Annotated in this window: 22 protein-coding genes; 7 read left to right on the top strand and 15 right to left on the bottom strand. The window is 59.3% G+C overall.

What is annotated here, in order from left to right; all coding sequences use genetic code 11:
• Positions 1-182 precede the first annotated feature (182 nt).
• The 4 genes from D882_RS0115490 to D882_RS0115475 all read left to right on the top strand — a co-directional run bounded on the left by D882_RS0115490 (position 183) and on the right by D882_RS0115475 (position 5381).
• Positions 183-1955, top strand: a complete 1773-nt coding sequence (locus D882_RS0115490) for an N-acetylglutaminylglutamine amidotransferase (protein ID WP_027924089.1) — start codon at positions 183-185, stop codon at positions 1953-1955.
• Between the two features lie 3 nt (positions 1956-1958).
• Complete coding sequence (gene ngg / locus D882_RS0115485; protein ID WP_027924088.1) at positions 1959-3704, top strand: N-acetylglutaminylglutamine synthetase; 1746 nt, start codon at positions 1959-1961, stop codon at positions 3702-3704.
• Positions 3705-3845: 141 nt separating this feature from the next.
• On the top strand, positions 3846-5036 hold the full coding sequence (locus tag D882_RS0115480) for an osmoprotectant NAGGN system M42 family peptidase (RefSeq protein WP_027924087.1): 1191 nt from the start codon (positions 3846-3848) through the stop codon (positions 5034-5036).
• Positions 5037-5153: 117 nt separating this feature from the next.
• Positions 5154-5381: a YheU family protein gene (locus D882_RS0115475; RefSeq protein WP_007945785.1), complete on the top strand. Its 228-nt coding sequence runs from the start codon at positions 5154-5156 to the stop codon at positions 5379-5381.
• Between the two features lie 5 nt (positions 5382-5386).
• Here D882_RS0115475 and csrA read toward each other — a convergent pair whose 3' ends face one another.
• The 3 genes from csrA to D882_RS0115460 all read right to left on the bottom strand — a co-directional run bounded on the left by csrA (position 5387) and on the right by D882_RS0115460 (position 6938).
• Positions 5387-5572 carry a carbon storage regulator CsrA gene (csrA, locus tag D882_RS0115470; RefSeq protein WP_027924086.1) on the bottom strand — a complete coding sequence of 62 codons (186 nt, stop codon included), beginning with the start codon at positions 5570-5572 and terminating at the stop codon, positions 5387-5389.
• Between the two features lie 153 nt (positions 5573-5725).
• Positions 5726-6058, bottom strand: coding sequence for a YnfA family protein (locus D882_RS0115465; RefSeq protein ID WP_027924085.1), 333 nt, complete (start codon positions 6056-6058; stop codon positions 5726-5728).
• Between the two features lie 64 nt (positions 6059-6122).
• Positions 6123-6938, bottom strand: a complete 816-nt coding sequence (locus tag D882_RS0115460) for an SDR family oxidoreductase (protein ID WP_027924084.1) — start codon at positions 6936-6938, stop codon at positions 6123-6125.
• A 283-nt stretch (positions 6939-7221) separates the two neighbouring features.
• Between D882_RS0115460 and D882_RS1000000132070 the strand changes: the two genes are divergently transcribed.
• Entirely contained in the window at positions 7222-7380 is a 159-nt protein-coding gene (locus D882_RS1000000132070; protein WP_172825980.1) for a DUF3309 family protein, read from the top strand.
• Between the two features lie 70 nt (positions 7381-7450).
• On the opposite strand, the gene D882_RS0115450 is transcribed toward D882_RS1000000132070, so the two are convergent.
• From D882_RS0115450 to D882_RS0115405, 10 genes are all read right to left on the bottom strand, one after another.
• Complete coding sequence (locus D882_RS0115450) at positions 7451-9544, bottom strand: LTA synthase family protein (RefSeq protein WP_027924083.1); 2094 nt, start codon at positions 9542-9544, stop codon at positions 7451-7453.
• A gap of 284 nt (positions 9545-9828) precedes the next feature.
• Positions 9829-10434 (bottom strand): START domain-containing protein, encoded by a 606-nt coding sequence (locus D882_RS0115445; RefSeq protein WP_027924082.1) that lies wholly within the window; start codon positions 10432-10434, stop codon positions 9829-9831.
• Between the two features lie 41 nt (positions 10435-10475).
• Entirely contained in the window at positions 10476-10730 is a 255-nt protein-coding gene (locus D882_RS0115440; protein WP_027924081.1) for a YkgJ family cysteine cluster protein, read from the bottom strand.
• Between the two features lie 165 nt (positions 10731-10895).
• Complete coding sequence (locus tag D882_RS0115435) at positions 10896-11369, bottom strand: hypothetical protein (protein WP_027924080.1); 474 nt, start codon at positions 11367-11369, stop codon at positions 10896-10898.
• A gap of 89 nt (positions 11370-11458) precedes the next feature.
• Positions 11459-12898, bottom strand: coding sequence for a PLP-dependent aminotransferase family protein (locus D882_RS0115430; RefSeq protein WP_027924079.1), 1440 nt, complete (start codon positions 12896-12898; stop codon positions 11459-11461).
• A gap of 248 nt (positions 12899-13146) precedes the next feature.
• Positions 13147-13959 (bottom strand): OmpA family protein, encoded by an 813-nt coding sequence (locus tag D882_RS0115425; RefSeq protein WP_027924078.1) that lies wholly within the window; start codon positions 13957-13959, stop codon positions 13147-13149.
• Positions 13956-14312 (bottom strand): DUF4398 domain-containing protein, encoded by a 357-nt coding sequence (locus D882_RS0115420; RefSeq protein ID WP_027924077.1) that lies wholly within the window; start codon positions 14310-14312, stop codon positions 13956-13958. The genes D882_RS0115425 and D882_RS0115420 overlap by 4 nt, the downstream gene beginning before the upstream one ends.
• Positions 14313-14321: 9 nt before the next feature.
• A complete protein-coding gene (locus tag D882_RS0115415) occupies positions 14322-15155 on the bottom strand; it encodes an ABC transporter substrate-binding protein (protein ID WP_027924076.1) in 834 nt (277 codons plus the stop codon).
• 81 nt (positions 15156-15236) lie between these two features.
• The gene (locus D882_RS0115410) at positions 15237-16166 is read right to left on the bottom strand and encodes an electron transfer flavoprotein subunit alpha/FixB family protein (RefSeq protein WP_027924075.1); all 930 of its coding nucleotides are present in this window, start codon (positions 16164-16166) and stop codon (positions 15237-15239) included.
• Positions 16167-16916, bottom strand: coding sequence for an electron transfer flavoprotein subunit beta/FixA family protein (locus D882_RS0115405; protein ID WP_007945693.1), 750 nt, complete (start codon positions 16914-16916; stop codon positions 16167-16169).
• Positions 16917-17464: 548 nt separating this feature from the next.
• Here D882_RS0115405 and D882_RS0115400 point away from each other — a divergent pair.
• Positions 17465-19129, top strand: coding sequence for an electron transfer flavoprotein-ubiquinone oxidoreductase (locus tag D882_RS0115400; RefSeq protein WP_027924074.1), 1665 nt, complete (start codon positions 17465-17467; stop codon positions 19127-19129).
• A gap of 100 nt (positions 19130-19229) precedes the next feature.
• Here the strand turns inward: D882_RS0115400 and D882_RS0115395 are convergent, their stop codons facing one another.
• On the bottom strand, positions 19230-20120 hold the full coding sequence (locus tag D882_RS0115395; protein ID WP_027924073.1) for an AraC family transcriptional regulator: 891 nt from the start codon (positions 20118-20120) through the stop codon (positions 19230-19232).
• Between the two features lie 190 nt (positions 20121-20310).
• On the opposite strand from D882_RS0115395, the gene D882_RS0115390 reads away from it, so the two are divergent.
• Complete coding sequence (locus D882_RS0115390) at positions 20311-21363, top strand: NAD(P)-dependent alcohol dehydrogenase (RefSeq protein WP_027924072.1); 1053 nt, start codon at positions 20311-20313, stop codon at positions 21361-21363.
• Here the strand turns inward: D882_RS0115390 and D882_RS0115385 are convergent.
• Positions 21360-22163, bottom strand: coding sequence for an IclR family transcriptional regulator (locus tag D882_RS0115385; protein ID WP_027924071.1), 804 nt, complete (start codon positions 22161-22163; stop codon positions 21360-21362). The genes D882_RS0115390 and D882_RS0115385 overlap by 4 nt on opposite strands.
• Positions 22164-22200: the final 37 nt, after the last annotated feature.

Genomic DNA, 22200 nt, shown 5'->3' with positions numbered 1-22200 from the left:
GTCGCATCAATATGTACCGCACACCTCCAGCTCTTTTCGGGTAAGGCCGTCCGGTTCACTGCGGCGGCTTATTACTTATCGATCTAAAACTCCCACGGTCCCACCGGGTCAGTTTCTGAGTACCCGCCGTTTTGGCCGGGTATCGATTGACCCTCCCCAACGGAAAAACCGGTAAGGATTTTATGTGCGGATTAGCTGGCGAGTTACGCTTTGATCATCAACCTGCGGACCTCGCGGCCGTTGAACGAATCACCCATCACCTGGCCCCTCGCGGCCCCGATGCGTGGGGTTTCCATGCCCAAGGGCCGATTGCGCTTGGTCATCGTCGGCTGAAAATCATGGACCTGTCGGACGGTTCGGCGCAGCCGATGGTCGACAATCAATTGGGCTTGTCCCTGGCCTTCAACGGCGCGATCTACAACTTTCCGGAATTGCGCACCGAGCTCGAAAGCCTTGGTTATGCCTTCTATTCCGGCGGTGACACCGAAGTACTGCTCAAGGGCTATCACGCTTGGGGCGAAGCCTTGCTCCCCAAGCTCAACGGCATGTTTGCCTTCGCTATCTGGGAGCGCGATGCCCAGCGCCTGTTCATCGCCCGCGACCGTCTCGGCGTCAAGCCGCTGTACCTGTCGCGCACCGGCCAGCGCCTGCGCTTTGCCTCGGCACTGCCGGCGTTGCTCAAGGGTGGCGACATCAGCCCGATACTCGACCCGGTGGCGCTCAATCATTACCTGAACTTCCACGCCGTGGTCCCGGCACCGCGCACCTTGCTGGCCGGCATTGAAAAACTGCCGCCAGCCACCTGGATGCGCATCGAAGCCGATGGCCGCACCGAGCAGAAAACCTGGTGGACCCTGCCCTACGGCCCTCGCGCCGACGAAATGAACCTGACCCTGGAAGACTGGTGCGACCGGGTGCTCGACAGCACCCGAGATGCGGTGGCGATTCGTCAACGGGCGGCGGTCGATGTCGGCGTACTGCTATCGGGCGGCGTCGACTCGAGTTTGCTGGTCGGGCTGTTGCGTGAAGTCGGCGTGGAAAACCTGTCGACCTTCTCCATCGGTTTTCAGGATGCCGGCGGCGAACGCGGCGACGAGTTCCAGTATTCGGACCTGATCGCCAAGCACTACGGCACTCAGCACCATCAATTGCGCATCGACGAAAAAGAGATCATCGAGCAACTGCCTGCTGCGTTCCGCGCCATGAGCGAGCCGATGGTCAGTCATGACTGCATCGCTTTTTATCTGCTGTCCCGCGAAGTGGCCAAACATTGCAAAGTGGTCCAGAGCGGCCAGGGCGCGGACGAGTTGTTCGCCGGGTATCACTGGTATCCGCAAGTCGACGGCGCCGCCGATCCGTACGCCGCCTATCGCGAGGCATTTTTCGACCGCAGCTATGACGATTACGCCGCCACGGTGCAGCCGAAATGGCTGACAGCGAATGACGCCGCCGGTGACTTCGTGAAGGAACATTTCGCACAGCCCGGCGCCGATGCGGCGGTGGACAAAGCCCTGCGTCTGGACAGCACGGTGATGCTGGTGGACGACCCGGTCAAACGCGTCGACAACATGACCATGGCCTGGGGCCTGGAAGCACGCACGCCGTTTCTCGACTATCGACTGGTGGAGTTGTCGGCCCGTGTGCCGGGCAAATTCAAACTGCCGGACGGCGGCAAGCAAGTGCTCAAGGAAGCGGCGCGCCTGGTGATTCCGGGTGAAGTCATCGACCGCAAGAAGGGTTACTTCCCGGTGCCCGGCCTCAAGCATTTGCAGGGCGATACGCTGAACTGGGTGCGCGAACTGCTGCTCGATCCGAGTCAGGATCGCGGTCTGTTCAACCCGGCGATGCTCGACCGTTTGCTGACTGACCCGCAGGGTCAATTGACTCCGCTGCGCGGCTCCAAGCTGTGGCAACTGGCGGCCCTGAACCTGTGGCTCAGCGAGCAAGGAATCTGATCGATGAAACCCCACGCCACGGCTTATAGCCAACGCTTGTTGCGCGGCCAGACACCGTCTTATGAACGCTTGCAGGCGCGTCTCGCCGAAGACGGCAGCGAACTGAGTGCGGAACCGATTGCCGTGCATTGCGGCTGGGGCCGGTTGCTGATCGGGCACACTTTCCCCGATCCTGCCAGCCTCGCCCAGGAGTTGCTCAATGAGCAACCGGGCGAGCGCGACATTGCTTTATACGTTGCCGCGCCGCAGCAGATTCTGGGGCTGGAGCCGGCGCAACTTTTTCTCGACCCGTCCGACACCTTGCGTTTGTGGTTCAGCGATTACCGTCAAGCCACTCGTGTGTTTCGCGGCTTCCGCATTCGCCGGGCACAAAGCGATGCGGATTGGCAGGCGATCAATCAGTTGTATCAGGCGCGCGGCATGTTGCCGATCGATGCAAACCTGCTGACCCCGCGACACTTGGGCGGACCGGTGTATTGGCTGGCCGAGGACGAAGACAGCGGCGCGATCATCGGAAGTGTCATGGGCCTCAATCACCACAAGGCATTCAACGATCCGGAAAACGGCAGCAGCTTGTGGTGCCTGGCGGTCGATCCGCATTGTTCGCGGCCGGGCGTCGGTGAGGTGTTGGTGCGGCATTTGATCGAACACTTCATGAGCCGTGGGCTGAGTTACCTGGACTTATCGGTTCTACATGACAACCGACAAGCAAAAAGCCTTTACGCCAAGCTCGGTTTTCGCAACCTCTCGACCTTTGCGATCAAGCGCAAGAACGGCATCAATCAGCCGCTGTTCCTTGGGCCTGGTCCGGAGGCGGACTTCAATCCGTATGCGCGGATCATTGTCGAGGAAGCCCTTCGCCGCGGCATTGATGTGCAGGTCGATGACGCCGATGCCGGCCTGTTCACCCTCAGCCATGGCGGGCGCCGGGTGCGTTGCCGCGAATCGTTGAGCGATCTGACCAGCGCCATCAGCATGACCTTGTGCCAGGACAAGAGCCTGACCCACAAAGCGCTCAAGGCCGCAGGTTTGAACCTGCCTTCGCAACAACTGGCCGGCAACGCCGATGACAACCTGGCATTTCTCGATGAGCACGCGCGGGTGGTGGTCAAACCGCTGAATGGCGAACAAGGCCAGGGCGTTGCCGTGGACCTGCGAACCATTGAAGACGTGCAGCAAGCCATCGAAGCCGCCCGCACGTTCGACAGTCGAGTGCTGCTGGAAAGCTTTCACGAAGGCCTGGACCTGCGGATTCTGGTGATCGGGTTTGAGGTGGTGGCGGCGGCGATTCGGCGACCGGCGGAGGTGGTTGGCGACGGTCAGCATTCCATCGGCGCATTGATCGAAGCCCAGAGTCGACGGCGACAGGCAGCCACCTGTGGCGAGAGCAAAATCCCGCTCGATCATGAGACCCAGCGCACGTTGCACGCCGCGGGTTACGACTACAACAGCATTCTGCCGGCGGGTGAGCATTTGTTCGTACGGCGTACAGCGAATCTTCATACGGGCGGGGTGCTGGAGGACGTCACGGCGATTCTGCATCCGACCTTGGTCGATGCAGCGGTGCGGGCGGCGCGGGCGCTGGATATCCCGATGGTCGGGCTCGACTTGATGGTGCCGGCGGCCGATCAGCCAGAGTATGTGTTTATCGAAGCCAATGAGCGCGCCGGTCTGGCCAACCATGAACCGCAGCCCACGGCTGAGCGGTTTGTGGATTTGTTGTTTCCGCATAGTCAGCCGGCGGTCTAGCTCCTTCTTGATCGTTCCCACGCTCTGCGTGGGGATGCCTCATCGGACGCTTCGCGTCCGCCCTTGGGACGCAGAGCGTCCCTCGCTGCATTCCCACGCAGAGCGTGGGAACGATCAGCTCTTCACTCATCAGGAGTTTCCATGACCACTAAAATCCCTGAACCGGATCTCAACTACCTGCAAAAAGTCCTGCTGGAAATGCTCGCCATTCCCAGCCCCACCGGGTTCACCGACACCATCGTGCGCTATGTCGCCGAGCGCCTTGAAGAATTGGGCATCCCCTTCGAAATGACCCGTCGCGGGACTATCCGCGCCACCCTCAAAGGCAAGAAAAACAGCCCCGACCGTGCGGTGTCCGCGCACCTGGACACCATCGGCGCGGCGGTTCGCGCCGTGAAAGACAATGGACGCCTGACTCTGGCACCGGTCGGTTGCTGGTCCAGTCGTTTTGCCGAAGGCAGCCGGGTCAGCCTGTTTACCGACAACGGTGTGATTCGCGGCAGCGTGTTGCCGCTGATGGCTTCCGGGCACGCCTTCAACACCGCCGTGGACGAAATGCCGATCAGTTGGGATCACGTCGAACTGCGCCTCGATGCCTATTGCGCCACCCGCGCCGACTGCGACTCGCTGGGGATCAGCGTCGGTGACTTCGTGGCCTTCGACCCCTTGCCGGAGTTCACTGAAAGCGGTCACATCAGCGCCCGTCACCTGGACGACAAGGCCGGCGTTGCGGCGTTGCTCGCGGCGCTGAAAGCCATCGTCGACAGTGGCGAGGAGTTGATGATCGACTGCCATCCGCTGTTCACCATCACCGAAGAAACCGGCAGTGGCGCAGCGGCCGCGCTACCGTGGGATGTCAGTGAATTCGTCGGTATCGACATTGCGCCGGTCGCGCCCGGCCAGCATTCCAGCGAACACGCGGTGAGCGTGGCGATGCAGGATTCCGGCGGGCCTTATGACTATCACTTGTCGCGGCATCTACTGCGCCTGGCCAGTGACAACGACTTGCCCGTGCGCCGCGACCTGTTCCGTTATTACTTCAGCGATGCGCATTCGGCGGTGACGGCTGGACACGACATCCGCACCGCCCTGCTCGCCTTTGGTTGCGACGCCACGCACGGTTATGAGCGTACGCACATCGACAGCCTGGCGGCGTTGAGTCGCTTGCTCGGTGCCTACATTCTGAGCCCGCCGGTGTTTGCCAGTGACGCGCAACCAGCGAAGGGGTCGCTGGACCGGTTCAGTCATCAGATCGAACATGAGACGCAGATGGAAAGTGATACGCGGGTGCCTTCGGTGGACAGCCTTGTCGGGCAGCGCTCCGATAACTGATCCCGACATTTGTATTGCCTGCTCGCGAGGGGACAGGCCTGGCAACACATCAGCCCGAGGCTAGCCGCGACCGATCATTCGCCGTAGCATCCCGACATTGTTTTAGCCGAGGTGCCTATGCTGATTCCCTACGACCAACTTGAAGTCGACACCCTCACCCGCCTGATCGAGGATTTCGTGACCCGTGACGGTACGGATAATGGCGATGACACACCGCTGGAGACCCGTGTATTGCGGGTTCGCCAGGCATTGACCAAAGGTCAGGCACTGATCGTGTTCGATCCGGAAAGCGAGCAGTGCCAGTTGATGCTCAAGCACGATGTACCCAAGCACCTGTTCGACTAAACGGCTCAGCGCCCCTTGGTCTTGGCCAGTTTGACCTGGATGCGCTCATAGACCTCGGCGCGATGCACATTGACGTTCTGCGGCGCCTCGACGCCAAAACGCACACTGTTGCCGCTGACGTTGAGGATACGCACTGAAATGTCATCACCGATGGAAATCATCTCGCCCACAACGCGACTGAGTACAAGCATGGTATTGGTCCTTGAAGATTGCCGGCCCTTGAAGATGCCCGGCGTTTAGCGGGTCTTCAATGCGATGGCGGCAAATCAGTCCAGCCCTACAGCTCTGGAAGAACACTCCTGACGGAAGCGTCCGACAAATTGCTTTAATGCAGGACCGATCCTTCAGGATGCGGAAAAGCGCGGGCCAAACAGAATGACGCTCGCGCCGATCACGCACAGCGCTACGCCGATCCAGTCCGAGCCCAGCGGTCGAATCCGCTCGACCACGGCCAGCCAACCAATCGAGGCAATGATGTAGATCCCACCGTAGGACGCATAGGCGCGCCCGGCGTAGGTGGCTTCGACTCGGGTCAGTAGCAGCGCGAACAAGGTCAGGCTGAGCAACGCAGGCAGCACCCACAAGACGCTTTTGCCTTGGCGCAGCCACATCCAGAACGCGAAGCAGCCGGCGATTTCGAAGAGCGCCGCGAGGAAAAACCACAGGTAATTGAGCATGCAGGTGTCTCGTTAGAGTGACCGATGGCGGCCACCCTAACGACGCGGTTGCCTACGGGCAAGATCAGCCTGCGCTTTGTTTGGCCTTGGCGCGCATTTTGTCGGCCATGAGGGTCATTTCGTTGTAGAGCAGTTGCGGGTTTTTCTGCTTGATCGCCCAGGCCATGCGGCCCTGCTCGTGCGGCAGGATCATGAACTCGCCGGCAGCCACCTGGTTGTATATGTAGTCGGCAATGTCGGTGGCGGTAATCGGCGAACTTTCCAGCAGTTTGCCGACCTGGGCTTTCATCGCCGGAGTCGGGCCACGGAAAGAGTCGAGCAGGTTAGTCTGGAAGAACGACGGGCAAACCACATGCACGCCCACTTCCTGTTGCGCCAGTTCGATCAACAGGCTCTCGGACAACGCCACCACGCCGGCCTTGGCCACGTTGTAGTTACTCATGGCCGGGCCTTGCATCAGGGCAGCCATCGACGCGATGTTGATGATCTTGCCTTTGCTTTTCTCCAGCAGCGGCAGGAACGCCTTGCAGCCCTTGACCACCCCCATCAGGTTTATCGCGATCTGCCAGTCCCAGTCTTCCAGCGACAGTTCACTGAAGAAGCCGCCGGACGCGACACCGGCGTTGTTAACGATGACATCGATGCCGCCGAGCTTCTCTTCGCAGGCCTGGGCGAATGCGGTCAGCTGGCTGTAATCGCGTACATCGCAACGCTGGATAAAGCCATCGCCACCGGCGTCGCGAACCAGCTTCAAGGTTTCTTGCAGGCCGGGTTCGCTGACATCCGACAAGGCCAGTTGCCAGCCTTCACGCGCCCAGCGCAGCGCGATTTCGCGACCCAGGCCCGAGCCCGCGCCAGTGATCATCATGCGATTTTGCATAGCAAACAGCCTTGTGGTTCCGGGAAAGATGCGCTGAGTGTAGCGAAGGTCCTTGCCCGACCCACGCTCCATCAGATTGCTGAATGGCCCGAACAAACCGTGGGCGCGTGTGGTTCAACTAATCCTGGAAAAAACGAAATAAACAGGCCTTCGAAAAACATTAAAAAAACATGGAATTTTCCGACTCACGCACCAGTCGGACGTTGTAAGCAGCTTGAATTAATAACCTTCCAGCTGACCGTTAAAAGACAGGTCAATCCAGAACACTTCCAACAAGGAAATAATAGACATGGGCACAATTCTGATCGTTATTCTGATCCTCTTGCTGATCGGTGGTCTGCCGGTTTTCCCACACTCCAGAAGTTGGGGTTATGGCCCGTCGGGTATCATCGGCGTCGTCCTGGTAGTGCTGTTGATTCTGCTCTTGCTTGGCAGGATCTAACGGATATAACGAATTAACGGACAAAAAAAGAGGCCCTTGAAAAAGGGCCTCTTTTTATTGCGCCGAAAACTTAGTCCGGCTTGCCGTCCACAACACCCGCGGTGTTGTCGAGCAGGCTCTTGGTCGCGGTTTGCAGGAACGACTCAAGCTTGAGCTTCAACTCGGCAGTGCGTGGATCGTTCGGCACGATCTCGGCATGCGGCTTGGCGCCCAGTTCATAGCGGTACATCTTTGGCTCCATTTCCTTCTCTTTCGGCAACACCAGAATCTGGTCAGCCGTGAGAATGGCCGTGGTCTGTTCGCTGCCTGACGGCTTGATCACACCAAAACCGGTGTCGCCTTCCGGCAGGTTGAGCAGGTCGCGCCCCCAGCACTGATGGCGCACTTCGCCACCGATACGCCCCATGATGGTCGGCACGATGTCGATCTGAGTGCCCACGGTGTGGTCACGCTGGCCGAACTTTTCCTGGATACCCGGTGCAATCATCAGCATCGGCACGTTGAAACGGCCCAGGTCCATTTCGGTGATTTGCTGCTCGTTACCGAAACCGTGGTCACCCACGATCACAAACAGGGTCTCCTTGAAGTACGGCTCTTTACGCGCTTTCTCGAAGAACTGACCCAACGCCCAGTCGGAGTAACGCATGGCGGTCAGGTGTTCGTTGAGGCTGCCGCGATCGGTCACGCGCTCGACCGGCAATGGCGTCGGCAAGGCGTACGGCGTGTGGTTGGACAGCGTCTGCAGCAGGGCATAGAACGGCTTGCCATCTTCCCGGGCCTTGAGCTCTACCAGGCCACGGTCGAACATGTCCTGGTCGGACACGCCCCAGGTCGGATCGGAGAACACCGGGTTGACGAAGTCGTTACGACCGATGAAGTTGGTCATGCCCTGGTTGCTGAAGAAGCCCGACTGGTTATCCCAGGCGAAATCACCGTTGTAGACGTACACGTCGTCGTATTTTCGGGCGCTGAGCAACTGTGGCAGGCCGGACAGTTTGTGGCTGCCTTCAGGGGTCTGCATCAGGTATTCGAAACCCGGCAGGTTCGGGAAGCACGCCATGGTGGCGAACATGCCCTGGTGGGTATGGGTGCCGTTGGAGAAGAAGCGGTCGAACAGCAGGCCTTCCTTCGACAGTTTGTCGAGGTACGGCGTGATGTTGCCCGGGCCGCCCAACGCGCCGACCGAGTGACCGGCCATGCTTTCCATCAGGATCACGACCACGTTCTTGATCGGCAGGGTCTTGTCGGCCGGTGGTGTGTAGTCACGACGCACGGCGGCTGTTTCAGCATCCACCAGTTTTTCGTCTTTCATCACCAACATGTCACGCACGGTCTGCTGAGCCAGAGGCTGCGGCAGTGTGGCTTTCCAGATGTTGTCGCGATCTTCGGAGATCCGGCTCTTGGCCGCCGCGATCAGCGACAGCGTGCCGTTGAGGCCCAACTGGTTGGCGAAGTTCGAGTCGGTGGTGTAGACGTCACCCCAACGCAGCGGCGGTCCCTGGCGCAGGGTGCCCCGAGCGGCGACCACGCAGACCAGCAGACAGACCACGAACACGACGCCTCGCGCATACCAGGGGGCGATCTGACGCGTGCCGATGCTGCCGCCACTGAATGGGCCACGAGGCCGGGTCGCACGGTCGGCGCCCTTGAACGCCAGGGTCAGGATCAATGTGCCAAAGGCCCACGCCAGCAGATAGCGAACCACCGGGAAACCGTACCAGAGCATGCTCATCACGGTTTTCGGGTCTTCCTTCACGTACTGGAAGACCAGGCCATTGAGGCGCTGGTGGAACTCGCGGTAGAAGTCCATCTCCATCAGGCCGAGGAACAGCGCAATGCTCGACGCAATGGTCAGCCAGAACCGGAAGAACCCGCGAGCAGCCATGGCCCGCGCGCTGAACAACGCCAGCAATAGCGGAACGCTGAGGTAAACCACCAGGCGCAGGTCGAAACGCAGGCCGTTGGCGAACGCTTCAAGGAAAGTCGAAGCCGGGGTGTCGAGGATCATCGAGCGGTTGTAGACCAGCAGCGCAACACGCAGCAGGCTGAACATGACCATCATGATCAAGGCACATAGCAGCGTGTAGGCCAGATGCGATTTGACGGTCGGTTGCAGCAGGCGACTAGAAGCTCGCTGCTGATTCAGGGCGTCCGGGTTTGCCATGTCGTTTAAGGACCCATTGGAAGTTGAAGTTTCAAAAAATACAGCGGCGCCCTGCCCTCTATTGACCATTGCTTGGCCCCGGGGCTTGCGCGATGCGCAAATGTTGCACCATCACCCGCCTCATTGCCATTGATTACTGTTTGGCTGACAGATGCGGGCGGATTGTCTTGGAGGCTTTGTGAAAATTTTGTGCAACGCATATCCGGAAACACAATAAAGCCGCGCACGGCTGAAAACGCAAACGCCCCGAACCAGTCGGGGCGTTTTGCTGAACGACGCTGTAATTACTTCTCGGCGCGTTCTTTCAGGGCTTTCAGGGTATTGAATGGTGCATCGACCACGAACTTGTTGGCAATCATCGATGGCACGCTGCCGCCTGGCTCGGTGTGCACCTGATAGGTCACTTCGACCTGGTCACCCTTGGGCACGAACTTCCAGAACCCGTCGACTTTGGCGACGCGCACGAAACCTTTTTCTTCCGGAATGTATTTCGGTACACCTTCGAGCTTGCGGGTCATGCTTCCATCGGCGCCTTCAACGGTGGTGATGTGCAGCACCGAATCACGTGCCGTGACGGGCCACGGGGTATTGAATTGGGTATAGGTCCAGCTCTGGTCGCCTTCGTGCTTGAGCGACTTCTGCATTTTGCAGTCGTGAATCCAGGCACAGGCACCGGACGCGTCTTCTTGCAGAGCGCGCAGTTTGGCGACGGTGGTCTTCATCAAAGTGACGCCCTGATAGGCCTTGTAGTCCGAACCCGGTACTTCGGCCAGAGAAATCTTGATGCCGTCTTCGTTCTTGGCGACCTTCCAGTCTTCGGCCTGGGCAGCCGTAGCAGCCAGAACCGCAGTCAATCCACACAACACAGCGATACGATGCAGTGAACCCATGGTTTTATTCCTTATTGTTGAAGTTCCGTTGGTTGAACACATCACGCCGCCGTCATTTGCTCCCACCATCCCAGCAATTTGATCGCCTCGTCACTGCTACTGCCGCAGACTTCAATATCGGCTTCAAAAGCCGAACAGACTGCGGGGCGTTCGGGTTTGCCGAAGATGCTGCACAAGTTATCGACCGAAAGTTGCACGCAACGTTCGCCAGCGGCTTTGCCATGGGGCATACCGGGAATCGGTGAACTGATGGAAGGGGCAATGCAACAGGCGCCACAGCCTTCACGGCATTTCATGACGACGAGCTCCTCACGAGGTGTGATGTGTAAAAGGACAGGGCACAGAGTAACCGCTAAAACAGTTGTTTAAAATTACCCGGACCGGGGTTTTTTCATTCAAATCCGTGTGACTGACCAGTCTCCGACAAAGCGTCTGGCCAGCGGCTCACGGATGGGAACGATTTACTGCTTGAACTCGAAATCCAAGGCCGCGCCTTCGACGTCCCGACGCTCTTCATTGCGCAGCTGCAATTGCATTTCGTTACTGAGCAGCCGACCGTTGAGCTGAAACGGGCTACTGCCGGACTTTTCACCAAACATTTGTGGCAGCAGCGCATCGTGACTGGGCAGCGGCACGGTGCCGATCGGTTTCAGTTCCTGGGCCATTTGCGGTGGCAGTCTCAAGTCAAGTTTGACGGGAGGCAGTTGGGTTTTCACCACTTCACTGGGCGCCTTCGACTTGGCGGCAATGGGTGGACGCTTTTTCACCACCGCCGTTGGCTTTTTCACCGTCGTGGCCTTTTTCGCAGGCAGCGGTTTTTTTGCGGTTGCGCTGGCGGCAGGTTTTTCCTGGGCAGCCGCTGCCATGACGCCTTCAGCGTGAACGGTCATCAACAGGCAAAGAAACAGGCAGACGGCAGGAAAAATCGGTTTCATGAACCCAACAGCAGTAACGGCAGAGGGCCATATGCTCGCCTGTTGCGCGCCACATGACAAGCTCCGCCGAGAACCTCCCTCCCGACTGCTCAGAAGCCGCCGGCCGTCTCCTGGCAAAGTTGCGTCGCCAGCATCCCCAACGTCATCAAGGCCCGTTCGGCTTCACGGTTCCAGGGTATGCCGCAGTTCAGCCGGATGCAGTGATTGAACTGCTCGGTGTTACTGAAGATAAGTCCCGGCGCAATACTGATGCCCTGCTGCAACGCCCGTACGTGCAATTCCTGGGTGTTGACCCGTCCCGGCAAACTGACCCACAAGATGAAGCCGCCGGTCGGCCGGGTCATCTGCGTGCCTTCAGGGAAGTATTGCTGAACGGCGAGCTGGAAGGCGCTGAGGTTCTTGCGGTATTCCTGGCGGATGTAGCGCAAATGTCGGTCGTAGCCGCCGTTTTCCAGATACGCCGCAATGCCCATTTGCGTAACACTGCACGCCGAATGGGTACTGAACGTCTGCAGGCGCTGGATTTCCTGCTGGTATTTGCCGGCAATCATCCAGCCGATCCGCACGCCCGGCGACAGGGTTTTGGAGAAGCTTGAACAATAGATGACCCGATCCAGCCGATCATAGGCCTTGAGTGATTTGGTACGCCCCTGCTCGAACATCAGTTCGCCGTAAATATCGTCTTCGACAATCTGGATGTCGAAATCAGACGCCAGGCGCAGCAATTGTTTCTGCCGCTCCTCGGGCATGGTCCCACCCAAGGGATTGCTCAGTCGCGTGGTCAGCACCAGCGCCTTGATCGACCATTGGTTGGCCGCCAGTTGCAGTGCTTCCAGACTCATACCGGTGGCAGGATCACTCGGGATTTCGATCACTTTGAGGCCGAGCAAGTCGGCCAGTTGCAGCAGACCGTAATACGTCGGCGATTCGGCGGCGATCAGGTCGCCCGGCCGGGTCAATACGCGCAGTGACATCTGCAACGCGTCGACGCAGCCGTGGGTGATGACCACTTCGGAAGGATCGACTACCACGCCGGCATCGCGCATGCGGATCGCCACTTGTCGGCGCAACGGTTCAAAACCGGGGCTGAACATGTAGCTGAAGGCTCGCGGGCTATGGAAACGAGTGACTTTGGCCAATTGCTGATGCAGCGCCCGCACCGGCAGGTAATCGACACTGGGCACTGCGGCACCCAACGGAAAAACACCCTCGCGGCGGGATTCGACCAACACTTGTTGAATGATGCTGCTGCGCGTGACCAGGCCAGGACGCTCGACCCGGGCGATGTCCGGCGTCGGCGCAGTCAGGGCCGGCGTCTGGTGAACGTAGTAGCCCGACTGCGGCCGGGCGCGGATCAGCCCTTGATCTTCAAGATTGGCATACGCCTGCAACACCGTCGCATGGCTGACGTTGAGCTGCGAGCTCATCTTGCGCACCGAAGGCACGCGCTCCCCCGGTTGATAGACACCACGGCGGATGTCTTCGGCCAGTTGTTGAGCAATACGTTGGTAGAGCAAGAGATTGGTCATGACGCAGCACTCGATTTCACGGGCATTTTATTCTTGTGTGAAACAATACCGGAACAGTTTAGAAGTGTACTGGGACAGTTGCCACAATAGTCGACCGTACAGTGCAGTGTCAGCAAAATCTGTACTGCTTTTTGCGATCAACCCTGCAAAAAGCAGACGAAAAAAAACCCGGCTCTGTCTGGCAGGCCGGGTTTGCTACAAGATTTCGGGGGTAATTCGCTTTCGCGAACCTACCTTTCCAAAGATGCTTAGCGGGCGGCGCCGAGCTGGCCTTTTTCGTCGGAGAACACAATTTCCACCCGACGGTTCTGCGCACGGCCACGCTCGGAAGCGTTTACGTCCACCGGGTATTCATCGCCGTAGCCTTCAACTTGAATGCGTTTGTCGTCGATGCCCAAATCCATCAGGACGTCAGCCACCGATTGCGCACGGTCACGGGACAGCTTGAGGTTGTCCTGCTTGCCGCCGGTGCTGTCGGTATAGCCTTCGATCCGCACCACGCGTTTCGGATTGAGCTGCAGGAACTGAACAATCTTCAGCACCACACGGTTGGCCGAATTTTTCAGCTCGGCTTCACCGGTATCGAACAGCACATCGCCCAAGGTCATCACCAGGCCACGATCCGTCTGGGTGGTCGCCAGCGCGACAATCTGCTCTTCGAGCCACTTGCCCTGTTGCTGAACGCTGAGCAATTTGGATTCGCGCAGTGCCAGTTGCAGACGCTGACGCTCCAGTTCGAGCTTCGCCGCGCGCTCTTCGTTGAGCACCAGATTGGTGTGCTCCCGGGCAATTTCGCTGTAGCGCTGGCTCAGGTAGGCGTAATGCACCACGTCCGAACCGCTGCCCCAATAGCTGGACAGACGATCGGCGCGGGCCAGCGACTCACCGGCGCGGATCACGTCCTTGGGCGCGATGCGCAGCACATTGGAGTCTTCCTTGACCTTCTGGAAGTCGGCGCCCGCTTCTTGCAAAGCGGCGTCACTGTGCTGGCCAGCGCAGCCATACAGGCTGGTGCAGCCGACGAGGATCAAGCTGGCGAGCACTTTCGACTTCAGGCTCATTGGGCATCTCCCAGTTGCTTGCGCAGACGGGTGATACGGGTATTGAGCACGTTCAATTGCTCCTCGCTCTTGAGGGTCAACACCTTGGCTTCGGCCAGGCGCGCGTCCAGTTCGGCCTGCTCGGCCCGCATGCGCGCATGTTTGTAGGACTGCTCGGTCATATTGCTTTGGGCACGGGCGAATTTTTCTTCGGCCAGTTTCATTTCCGGCATGTCGTCGGCGGTGGCGCCCACGGCTTTTGCCTGGACGAGTGCCTGTTCGGTCAGGCGAATCTGTTCATTCGGCGCCGGATCGGCTGCACAACCCGCCAGAGCCAGAACGGCCAGGGCAGCGAAAAGAGGTCGAATACTCACTAAGAATCCCTACTGTTTTGGGGTACTGACAGGTTGTTGCTGCTGCTGTTGCTGCGCTTTCCAACGCTCGATATTGCGTTGCAACGCGGTGTCCGTCAGTCCTGAGGCGGGCAATTCTGTCATCTTTTTGGCCAGCTGTCCGCGCAACCACGGATCGTTGCAGGCGGAGTTATGGGAAACCGCGAGGTACAGACCGGGTTTGTCGATTGGCTCGGCACGGGGGACCAGGTCATTGGCCATGCTCAGCGCCTGCGCGGCCGCCATGCCGGAGTAGCGTCCGGCGAGTACAAATTCCACCTCGCCCAAGAGTAATTTCTGAAAGGCCTGGGTCAGGTTGGGCGTACGGGTGAGGGTCAATTGCTGATCGGCAAAAGTGCCGAAATCCGGGGTCATTCGAGACTTTTCCGACAATGCGCCGGGATGGCCGTGGAGGTCCTGGGCCTGGTTGTAGATCAATGCCGAGTCTTTGCGAGTCCAGACGAGGTAATCGTTTTCCAGCAACGGCGGATGAATGTAATCCAGGGTTTCCAGTTCGCTCACGGTCAACGTTGCATCGGCCAACATGTCCATGCGCCCGCTGCGTACTTCGTCCAGCGCCTGGGCGCGTTTGCCGGCATACAGCAACTCGACCTTGATGCCCAACTCCCCCGCCACTTGCTGCAACAGGTCAGCACTGGCACCGATCAGCTTTTTAGGGTTTTGCGGGTCTTGCCACAAATACGGTGGTGCGTCCGGGCTGCCGGTCACAATCAGTCGATCGCACTTGCCCGCCGCATTGGACAAGGTCGGCAACATCGTCAGGCCCAGCAATAACGACCAGCCACACACGCGACGCAGATCCATGGCAACACTCTCCCACTCAACTCCGGAACAAAAAAAAAGCCCGACCAAAAGGTCGGGCTCTTTATAAGTCAGGCCGCTGGATTAGACCAGCTTCTCGAACTCGGGGATTGCTTCGAACAGGTCTGCCACCAGGCCATAATCGGCCACCTGGAAGATCGGCGCTTCTTCGTCCTTGTTGATCGCAACGATCACTTTGGAGTCTTTCATGCCGGCCAGATGCTGGATCGCGCCGGAGATACCGACCGCGATGTACAGCTGTGGAGCAACGATCTTGCCGGTCTGACCGACCTGCATGTCGTTGGGTACGAAACCTGCGTCGACCGCGGCGCGGGAAGCACCGACAGCAGCGCCCAGCTTGTCAGCCAGGGCGTACAGGTGTTTGAAGTTGTCGCCGTTCTGCATGCCACGACCGCCGGAAACGACGATTTTGGCAGCGGTCAGTTCCGGACGATCGGACTTGGCCAGCTCTTCGCCAACGAAGCTGGAGATCGCAGCATCGTGAGCAGCAGCAACGGACTCAACCGCAGCCGAACCGCCTTCAGCAGCAACCGGGTCGAAACCGGTGGCACGCACGGTGATGACTTTCACCGAAGCGTTGGACTGAACGGTCGCGATGGCGTTACCGGCGTAGATCGGGCGCTTGAAGGTGTCAGCGCTTTCGACCGAGATGATCTCGGAGATCTGGTCAACGTCCAGCGCAGCGGCAACGCGCGGCAGGATGTTTTTGCCGTTGGAAGTCGCGGCAGCCAGGATGTGGCTGTAGCCCTTGCCCAACTCTGCAACCAGAGGCGCTACGTTTTCCGGCAGTTGGTGAGCATAGGCAGCGTTGTCAGCTACCAATACTTTGCTCACGCCAGCGATTTTCGCAGCAGCTTCAGCCACGGCGCCAACGCCCTGGCCTGCAACCAGAACGTGGATGTCACCACCGATTTTAGCAGCGGCAGCCACGGTGTTCAGTGTGGCCGGGGCCACTACTTTGTTGTCGTGTTCAGCAATAACCAAGATAGTCATTTAGATTACCTTCGCTTCGTTTTTCAGTTTCTCGACCAGTTCAGCCACCGACTTGACCTTGATACCCGCGCTGCGTGCAGCAGGCGCTTCGACTTTCACGGTCTTGTTGGTGGAGGCGGTGGAAACGCCCAAAGCGTCCGGAGTCAGCACTTCGAGAGGCTTCTTCTTGGCTTTCATGATGTTTGGCAGGGACGCGTAGCGCGGCTCGTTCAAACGCAGGTCGGTGGTGACGATGGCCGGCAGTTTCAGGGAAACTGTCTGCGCGCCGCCGTCGACTTCGCGAGTCACGGCAACGCTGTCGCCGCTGATTTCGACTTTCGAAGCGAACGTGCCCTGACCGTAGCCGCTCAATGCAGCGAGCATCTGGCCAGTCTGGTTGTTGTCGCTGTCGATGGCTTGTTTGCCAAGGATCACCAGCTGCGGCTGTTCCTTGTCGACAACGGCCTTCAGCAGTTTGGCAACGGCCAGAGAAGTCAGGTCTTCGGCGGATTCGACGAGGATGGCGCGGTCGGCACCCAGAGCCAGCGCGGTGCGCAGTTGCTCTTGAGCGGTGGACGGGCCGACGGAGACGACGACGATTTCAGTCGCAACGCCTTTCTCTTTCAGGCGTACGGCTTCTTCCACGGCGATCTCGCAGAACGGGTTCATCGACATCTTGACGTTGGCAAGATCGACGCCGGAATTGTCCGCCTTGACGCGGACCTTGACGTTGTAATCCACAACGCGTTTGACAGCTACAAGAACCTTCATGGATTCCTCGTTACTCTCCGGTGAAAAGAAAGTCGCCTAGGCGAACCTGGCGGTTGATGCTCATCGGGCGCAAGGGCACCTCTAAAAACGCCGGCAAACGTGTCAAGTGACCATTGCTCATGAAGTGCATGACCGTTCGTCAGTGGTGACCAACGAGTCATTCAATATCGCGACGTGTAAACTGCGAGCCAAACCTGAGCTGCGCATCACTTGCCACTGCCATCGCCCTGTCTTTAGAGGTGCTCTTGAAACCAACAGTCAGCCTACGGCGAGCGCAAAACCGACCGTATCTTGACCGGAACGCCTATTCCGGTCAATACGGCAAAATGGCCGTTCGTAAGCCGCGTGACTTTGATTTCTCTGGCTTTGAGCCAATTCAAACAAACGTTTGTATTGGACGCTAGGAGTGGTGTAGATATAATGCGCCACCCAGAGAGAAAGGTGACTAATCGATTGTCCCCTCCCAGCATCAGTGCAGGGATTCATGGATGCGACACCAAACCTCCAATTAGAAAAAAAACTGTTGAGCCTTGAGTAGGAGATAACCTGTGGAACGCGAATACATGGAATTCGACGTCGTCATCGTCGGTGCCGGCCCCGCTGGTCTTTCCGCTGCCTGCCGCTTGAAGCAGAAGGCTGCTGAAGCCGGTAAGGAAATCAGCGTCTGCGTGGTCGAAAAAGGCTCCGAAGTCGGTGCTCACATTCTGTCCGGTGCCGTGTTCGAACCACGCGCCCTGAACGAACTGTTCCCGGACTGGAAAGCACTCGGCGCCCCGCTGAACACGCCGGTCACCCGCGATGACATCTTCGTTCTCAAGAATGCTGAAAGCGCGCAAAAGATTCCTGACCTCTTTGTGCCCAAGACCATGCACAACGAAGGCAACTACATCATCTCCCTGGGCAACCTGTGCCGCTGGCTGGCTCAGCAGGCCGAGAACCTGGGCGTGGAAATCTACCCGGGCTTCGCTGCCCAGGAAGCGCTGATCGACGAGAATGGCGTGGTTCGCGGGATCATCACCGGTGACCTGGGCGTTGACCGCGAAGGCCATCCGAAAGAAGGCCTGTACACCCCGGGCATGGAACTGCGTGGCAAATACACGCTGTTCGCCGAGGGCTGCCGTGGCCACATCGGCAAGCAACTGATCCAGCGTTTCAACCTCGACAGTGAAGCCGACGCCCAGCACTACGGCATCGGCCTGAAGGAAATCTGGGAAATCGACCCGGCCAAGCACCAGCCAGGCCTGGTGGTTCACACCGCCGGCTGGCCGCTGGACATCATGGGCACCGAGAACACCGGTGGTTCGTTCCTCTACCACCTGGAAAACAACCAGGTGGTCGTCGGCCTGATCGTCGATCTGTCCTACAGCAACACGTACCTGTCGCCGTTCGACGAGTTCCAGCGCCTCAAGCATCACCCGGTGCTCAAGCAGTACCTGGAAGGCGGCAAGCGCGTCAGCTACGGCGCGCGTGCCATCTGTAAAGGTGGCCTGAACTCGCTGCCGAAAATGGTCTTCAAGGGCGGCGCGCTGATCGGTTGCGACCTCGGCACCCTGAACTTCGCCAAGATCAAAGGCAGCCACACCGCGATGAAGTCCGGCATGCTCGCCGCTGAATCCGTGGCCGAGGCGCTGTTCGCTGAAAAAGACGGCACCGAAGAGCTGACCGCTTACGTCGACGCCTTCAAAAAGAGCTGGCTCTACGACGAGCTGTTCGCCAGCCGCAACTTCGGCCCGGCGATCCACAAGTTTGGCGCCATCGTCGGCGGCGGTTTCAACTGGCTGGACCAGAACATCTTCGGCGGCAAACTGCCGTTCACCTTGCACGACACCAAGCCGGATTACGCTTGCCTCAAGCTGGCGGCCGACTGCAAGAAGATCGACTACCCGAAACCGGACGGCAAAATCAGCTTCGACAAACTCAGCTCGGTGTTCATCTCCGGTACCAACCACGAAGAAGAACAGCCTTGCCACTTGAAGCTGACCGACCCAAGCATCCCGATCAGCAAAAACCTGCCGCTGTACGATGAACCTGCCCAGCGTTACTGCCCGGCCGGCGTATACGAAGTGATCACCAAGGAAGACGGCGAGAAGCGCTTCCAGATCAACGCCCAGAACTGCGTTCACTGCAAGACCTGCGACATCAAGGACCCTGCACAGAACATCACCTGGGTGACACCGGAAGGTGCTGGCGGCCCGACTTACCCGAACATGTAAGCCGAACCTCTGAACATCAAGGCTCCCGAAATGGGGGCCTTTTTGTTGCCCGCGATTTCACCGACACCACAAATCCCCCTGTAGGAGTGAGCCTGCCAACTCAGGCAGCGCGCTCATCCCCCGGATTACGCTCAAAGTAGCGCTTGTACTCCCGACTGAACTGCGACGTACTCTGATACCCCACCCGATGCGCCACCTGCGCCACGCCCAAGCCTTCAGACAGCAACAATTGCTGCGCCTTGAGCAAACGCAAGCGCTTCAGATACTGCACCGGCGACAACAACGTGCTGCGTTTGAAATGCTCGTGAAACGTCGACGCACTCATGTTCGCGCAACTGGCCAGCGTCTCGACATTCAGCGGCTCGGTGTAATGTGCATGCAGATGACTGAGCGAAGCCGCGACCCGGGCGAATTGCCCTTGTTGCTCCACCAGTGCACGCAACACATCGGCTTGCGGCCCGCGCAACGCGACGAACAGCAACTCACGCAAACGCGCCTGCCCCATCACCTGGCATTCCAGCGGATCGTGCAGGCAACGCAGCAACCGTTCGACACACCCGCGCATCGCGTCGTCGAGTACCGTCGAGGTCATCGACTCCAGCGTCTGTGCCGCAATACTGCGCCCCGCCACCAGCCCCATGGCCAACACCAATTCGCCGAGCAACGTGCGGTCGATCGCGATGGAAATCCCCAGCATCGGCCCCTCCGGCGCGGCAAAGGTTTCGCACTCGAACGGCACCGGCAAGGCCTGAATCAGATAATGGCCGGCGCCGTACTCCAGCGTGCGCGGGCCCAGGTATGCCAATTTGCTGCCCTGGACGATGATGACCAGACTCGGCTCATAGATCTGCGGACCACGGGCCACATCGCAACTGGCGCGCAATACCTGCACGCCCGGCAACGCGGTGGGCGCGAAGCCGTCGCGAGTGGTCAGCGGCTGGATCAGCGAAACCAGCGTGGCATTGGCATCGAGATGTCGGGTCAACAACATGGGAGCTCTTCACAAAAATGTCGCGGAAAAAGGGATGAAAGCATCTTCGCAGGTCTGACCGCGCATTTGATCAATCCAGCGTGGATGCCGGAGGAATAGGCATGACACCCGGAGGAATCGCCATGGTCGATGCCAGGTGCGGCGCCCAGAATGCACCGCCTCACTTGTCACTGCTTTAGCGAGGTTCCTCATGTACACCGCCATCGGATACGCCGCCCAGTCGGCCACCACTCCCCTCGCCCCCGTGAAATTCGAACGCCGCAGCCCTCGGGCCGACGACGTGGCGATCGAAATTCTCTACTGCGGCGTCTGCCACTCCGACATCCACCAGGCCCGCAACGAGTGGGGCATTGCCGTGTACCCGCTGATGCCCGGCCACGAAATCGTCGGCAAAGTCACCGCCATCGGTGCGAACGTTACCAAGCATAAAATCGGCGATCTGGTTGGTGTCGGTTGCATGGTCGATTCCTGCCGCAGCTGCGAAGCCTGCCAGTCCAACCTTGAGCAATATTGCCTCGAAGGTCCGACCATGACCTACGCCACCCCGGACCGGGTCGATGGCAGCAACACCATGGGCGGCTACTCGGACAGCATCGTGGTCAGCGAGCACTTTGTCGTGCGCATCCCGGAAAAACTCGCACTGGCCAGCGCCGCACCGATCCTGTGTGCCGGCATCACCACCTATTCGCCGCTCAAGCATTACGGGGTCAAGGCCGGCGACAAGGTCGGGATCCTCGGCATGGGCGGCCTCGGCCACATGGGCATCAAGTTCGCCAAGGCGATGGGCGCCGAAGTGACGCTGTTCACCCGCTCGGCGAGCAAGGCCGAAGAAGGTCGTCGCCAGGGTGCGGACCACGTGATCGTGTCCACCGATGCCGACCAGATGAAAGCCGCTGCCGGCTACTTCGACTTCCTGCTCGACACCATTCCGGTGCAGCACGATCTCAACCCGTACCTCGACACCCTGCGTTTCGATGGCGTGCACATTCTGGTGGGTCTGATCGAACCGATCGATCCGCCGGTCCATGCCGCCAAACTGGTGTTGGGCCGTCGTGTGCTCGCCGGTTCGCTGATCGGCGGCATCGCAGAAACCCAGGAAGTGCTGGATTTCTGCGCCGAACACAACATCACCTGCGACATCGAAATGCTCGACATCCGCCAGATCAACGAGGCTTACGCCCGCATGATCGCCGGTGATGTGAAGTACCGCTTCGTGATCGACATGGCGACCTTGAAGGTCTAAACCTTCGCGCCGAGTTCTGCCGAGAGCCGGGCTGTGACCCCTTTTATCAGGGGGATCAGCTCGGCCATTTTTTCCAGCGGCATATAAGGCACGGTGCTGGCGATGCTGATGCCGGCGACGATGCGCTTGCTGGCATCACGGATCGGCGCCGCCACACAGCGGATCGACGGCTCGTTGTCTTCCAGATCGAAGGCGTAGCCACCCGCCACATACTCGACCATGCGCTGCTGAAACTGCTCCCAGGATTGCTCCGGGTGCTGCGGCCAAAACAGATTTTTCCCACCCGCTGGCAAGCTGACTTCGTACAGCCGTTGCCATTCTTCCTGCGAGTCATCAAGCATCAAGGCCTTGCCGATCCCGGTGCGGGCCAACGGCATGCGATGGCCGACCCGCGAACGCATTTCCGGGCCATTGCGCCCCGGATTCTTGTGCAGGTACAGCACCTCGTCACCTTCGCGGATCGCCAGGTGAATGGTGTCACCGGTCAACGCCGACAACTCATCCAGATACGGCCCGGCCAAGGTCACCAGCGGCAACTCTTCGCGCGCCTGGAAACCCAGTTCGATCAGCTTCGGCCCCAACAGATAACCGACTTGCGGCACCACACGCAGGTAACGCTCGTCCACCAGGCAACTGGCCAGACGATGGGTGGTGCTGCGCGTCGTGCCGATCAGCCGGGCGATTTCCTTGAGATCGCGGGCGCCGCTGGCCACGGCCTGAACCACACCCAGGCCACGAAGCAGTGTCTGGGTGCCGGTCGGGGCGGCGTCCTTGGCGATTTTTGGGGCGTCTTCCTGCATATCCAGCCTTTACCGTTGAGCGAGTGAACGGGCGGCA

The organism is Pseudomonas sp. URMO17WK12:I12 (genome assembly GCF_000514395.1).
Lineage (GTDB): Bacteria > Pseudomonadota > Gammaproteobacteria > Pseudomonadales > Pseudomonadaceae > Aquipseudomonas > Aquipseudomonas mucoides.
This window is presented reverse-complemented; position numbering and strand designations above follow the sequence as displayed.

What these genes read in the sequence shown, in the direction of transcription:
- D882_RS0115490 (WP_027924089.1), top strand. Translation starts at nt 183, where the DNA reads ATGTGCGGATTAGCTGGCGAGTTACGCTTTGATCATCAACCTGCGGAC.
- ngg (WP_027924088.1), top strand. Translation starts at nt 1,959, where the DNA reads ATGAAACCCCACGCCACGGCTTATAGCCAACGCTTGTTGCGCGGCCAG.
- D882_RS0115480 (WP_027924087.1), top strand. Translation starts at nt 3,846, where the DNA reads ATGACCACTAAAATCCCTGAACCGGATCTCAACTACCTGCAAAAAGTC.
- D882_RS0115475 (WP_007945785.1), top strand. Translation starts at nt 5,154, where the DNA reads ATGCTGATTCCCTACGACCAACTTGAAGTCGACACCCTCACCCGCCTG.
- csrA (WP_027924086.1), bottom strand. Translation starts at nt 5,572, where the DNA reads ATGCTTGTACTCAGTCGCGTTGTGGGCGAGATGATTTCCATCGGTGAT.
- D882_RS0115465 (WP_027924085.1), bottom strand. Translation starts at nt 6,058, where the DNA reads ATGCTCAATTACCTGTGGTTTTTCCTCGCGGCGCTCTTCGAAATCGCC.
- D882_RS0115460 (WP_027924084.1), bottom strand. Translation starts at nt 6,938, where the DNA reads ATGCAAAATCGCATGATGATCACTGGCGCGGGCTCGGGCCTGGGTCGC.
- D882_RS0115450 (WP_027924083.1), bottom strand. Translation starts at nt 9,544, where the DNA reads ATGGCAAACCCGGACGCCCTGAATCAGCAGCGAGCTTCTAGTCGCCTG.
- D882_RS0115445 (WP_027924082.1), bottom strand. Translation starts at nt 10,434, where the DNA reads ATGGGTTCACTGCATCGTATCGCTGTGTTGTGTGGATTGACTGCGGTT.
- D882_RS0115440 (WP_027924081.1), bottom strand. Translation starts at nt 10,730, where the DNA reads ATGAAATGCCGTGAAGGCTGTGGCGCCTGTTGCATTGCCCCTTCCATC.
- D882_RS0115435 (WP_027924080.1), bottom strand. Translation starts at nt 11,369, where the DNA reads ATGAAACCGATTTTTCCTGCCGTCTGCCTGTTTCTTTGCCTGTTGATG.
- D882_RS0115430 (WP_027924079.1), bottom strand. Translation starts at nt 12,898, where the DNA reads ATGACCAATCTCTTGCTCTACCAACGTATTGCTCAACAACTGGCCGAA.
- D882_RS0115425 (WP_027924078.1), bottom strand. Translation starts at nt 13,959, where the DNA reads ATGAGCCTGAAGTCGAAAGTGCTCGCCAGCTTGATCCTCGTCGGCTGC.
- D882_RS0115415 (WP_027924076.1), bottom strand. Translation starts at nt 15,155, where the DNA reads ATGGATCTGCGTCGCGTGTGTGGCTGGTCGTTATTGCTGGGCCTGACG.
- D882_RS0115410 (WP_027924075.1), bottom strand. Translation starts at nt 16,166, where the DNA reads ATGACTATCTTGGTTATTGCTGAACACGACAACAAAGTAGTGGCCCCG.
- D882_RS0115405 (WP_007945693.1), bottom strand. Translation starts at nt 16,916, where the DNA reads ATGAAGGTTCTTGTAGCTGTCAAACGCGTTGTGGATTACAACGTCAAG.
- D882_RS0115395 (WP_027924073.1), bottom strand. Translation starts at nt 20,120, where the DNA reads ATGTTGTTGACCCGACATCTCGATGCCAATGCCACGCTGGTTTCGCTG.
- D882_RS0115390 (WP_027924072.1), top strand. Translation starts at nt 20,311, where the DNA reads ATGTACACCGCCATCGGATACGCCGCCCAGTCGGCCACCACTCCCCTC.
- D882_RS0115385 (WP_027924071.1), bottom strand. Translation starts at nt 22,163, where the DNA reads ATGCAGGAAGACGCCCCAAAAATCGCCAAGGACGCCGCCCCGACCGGC.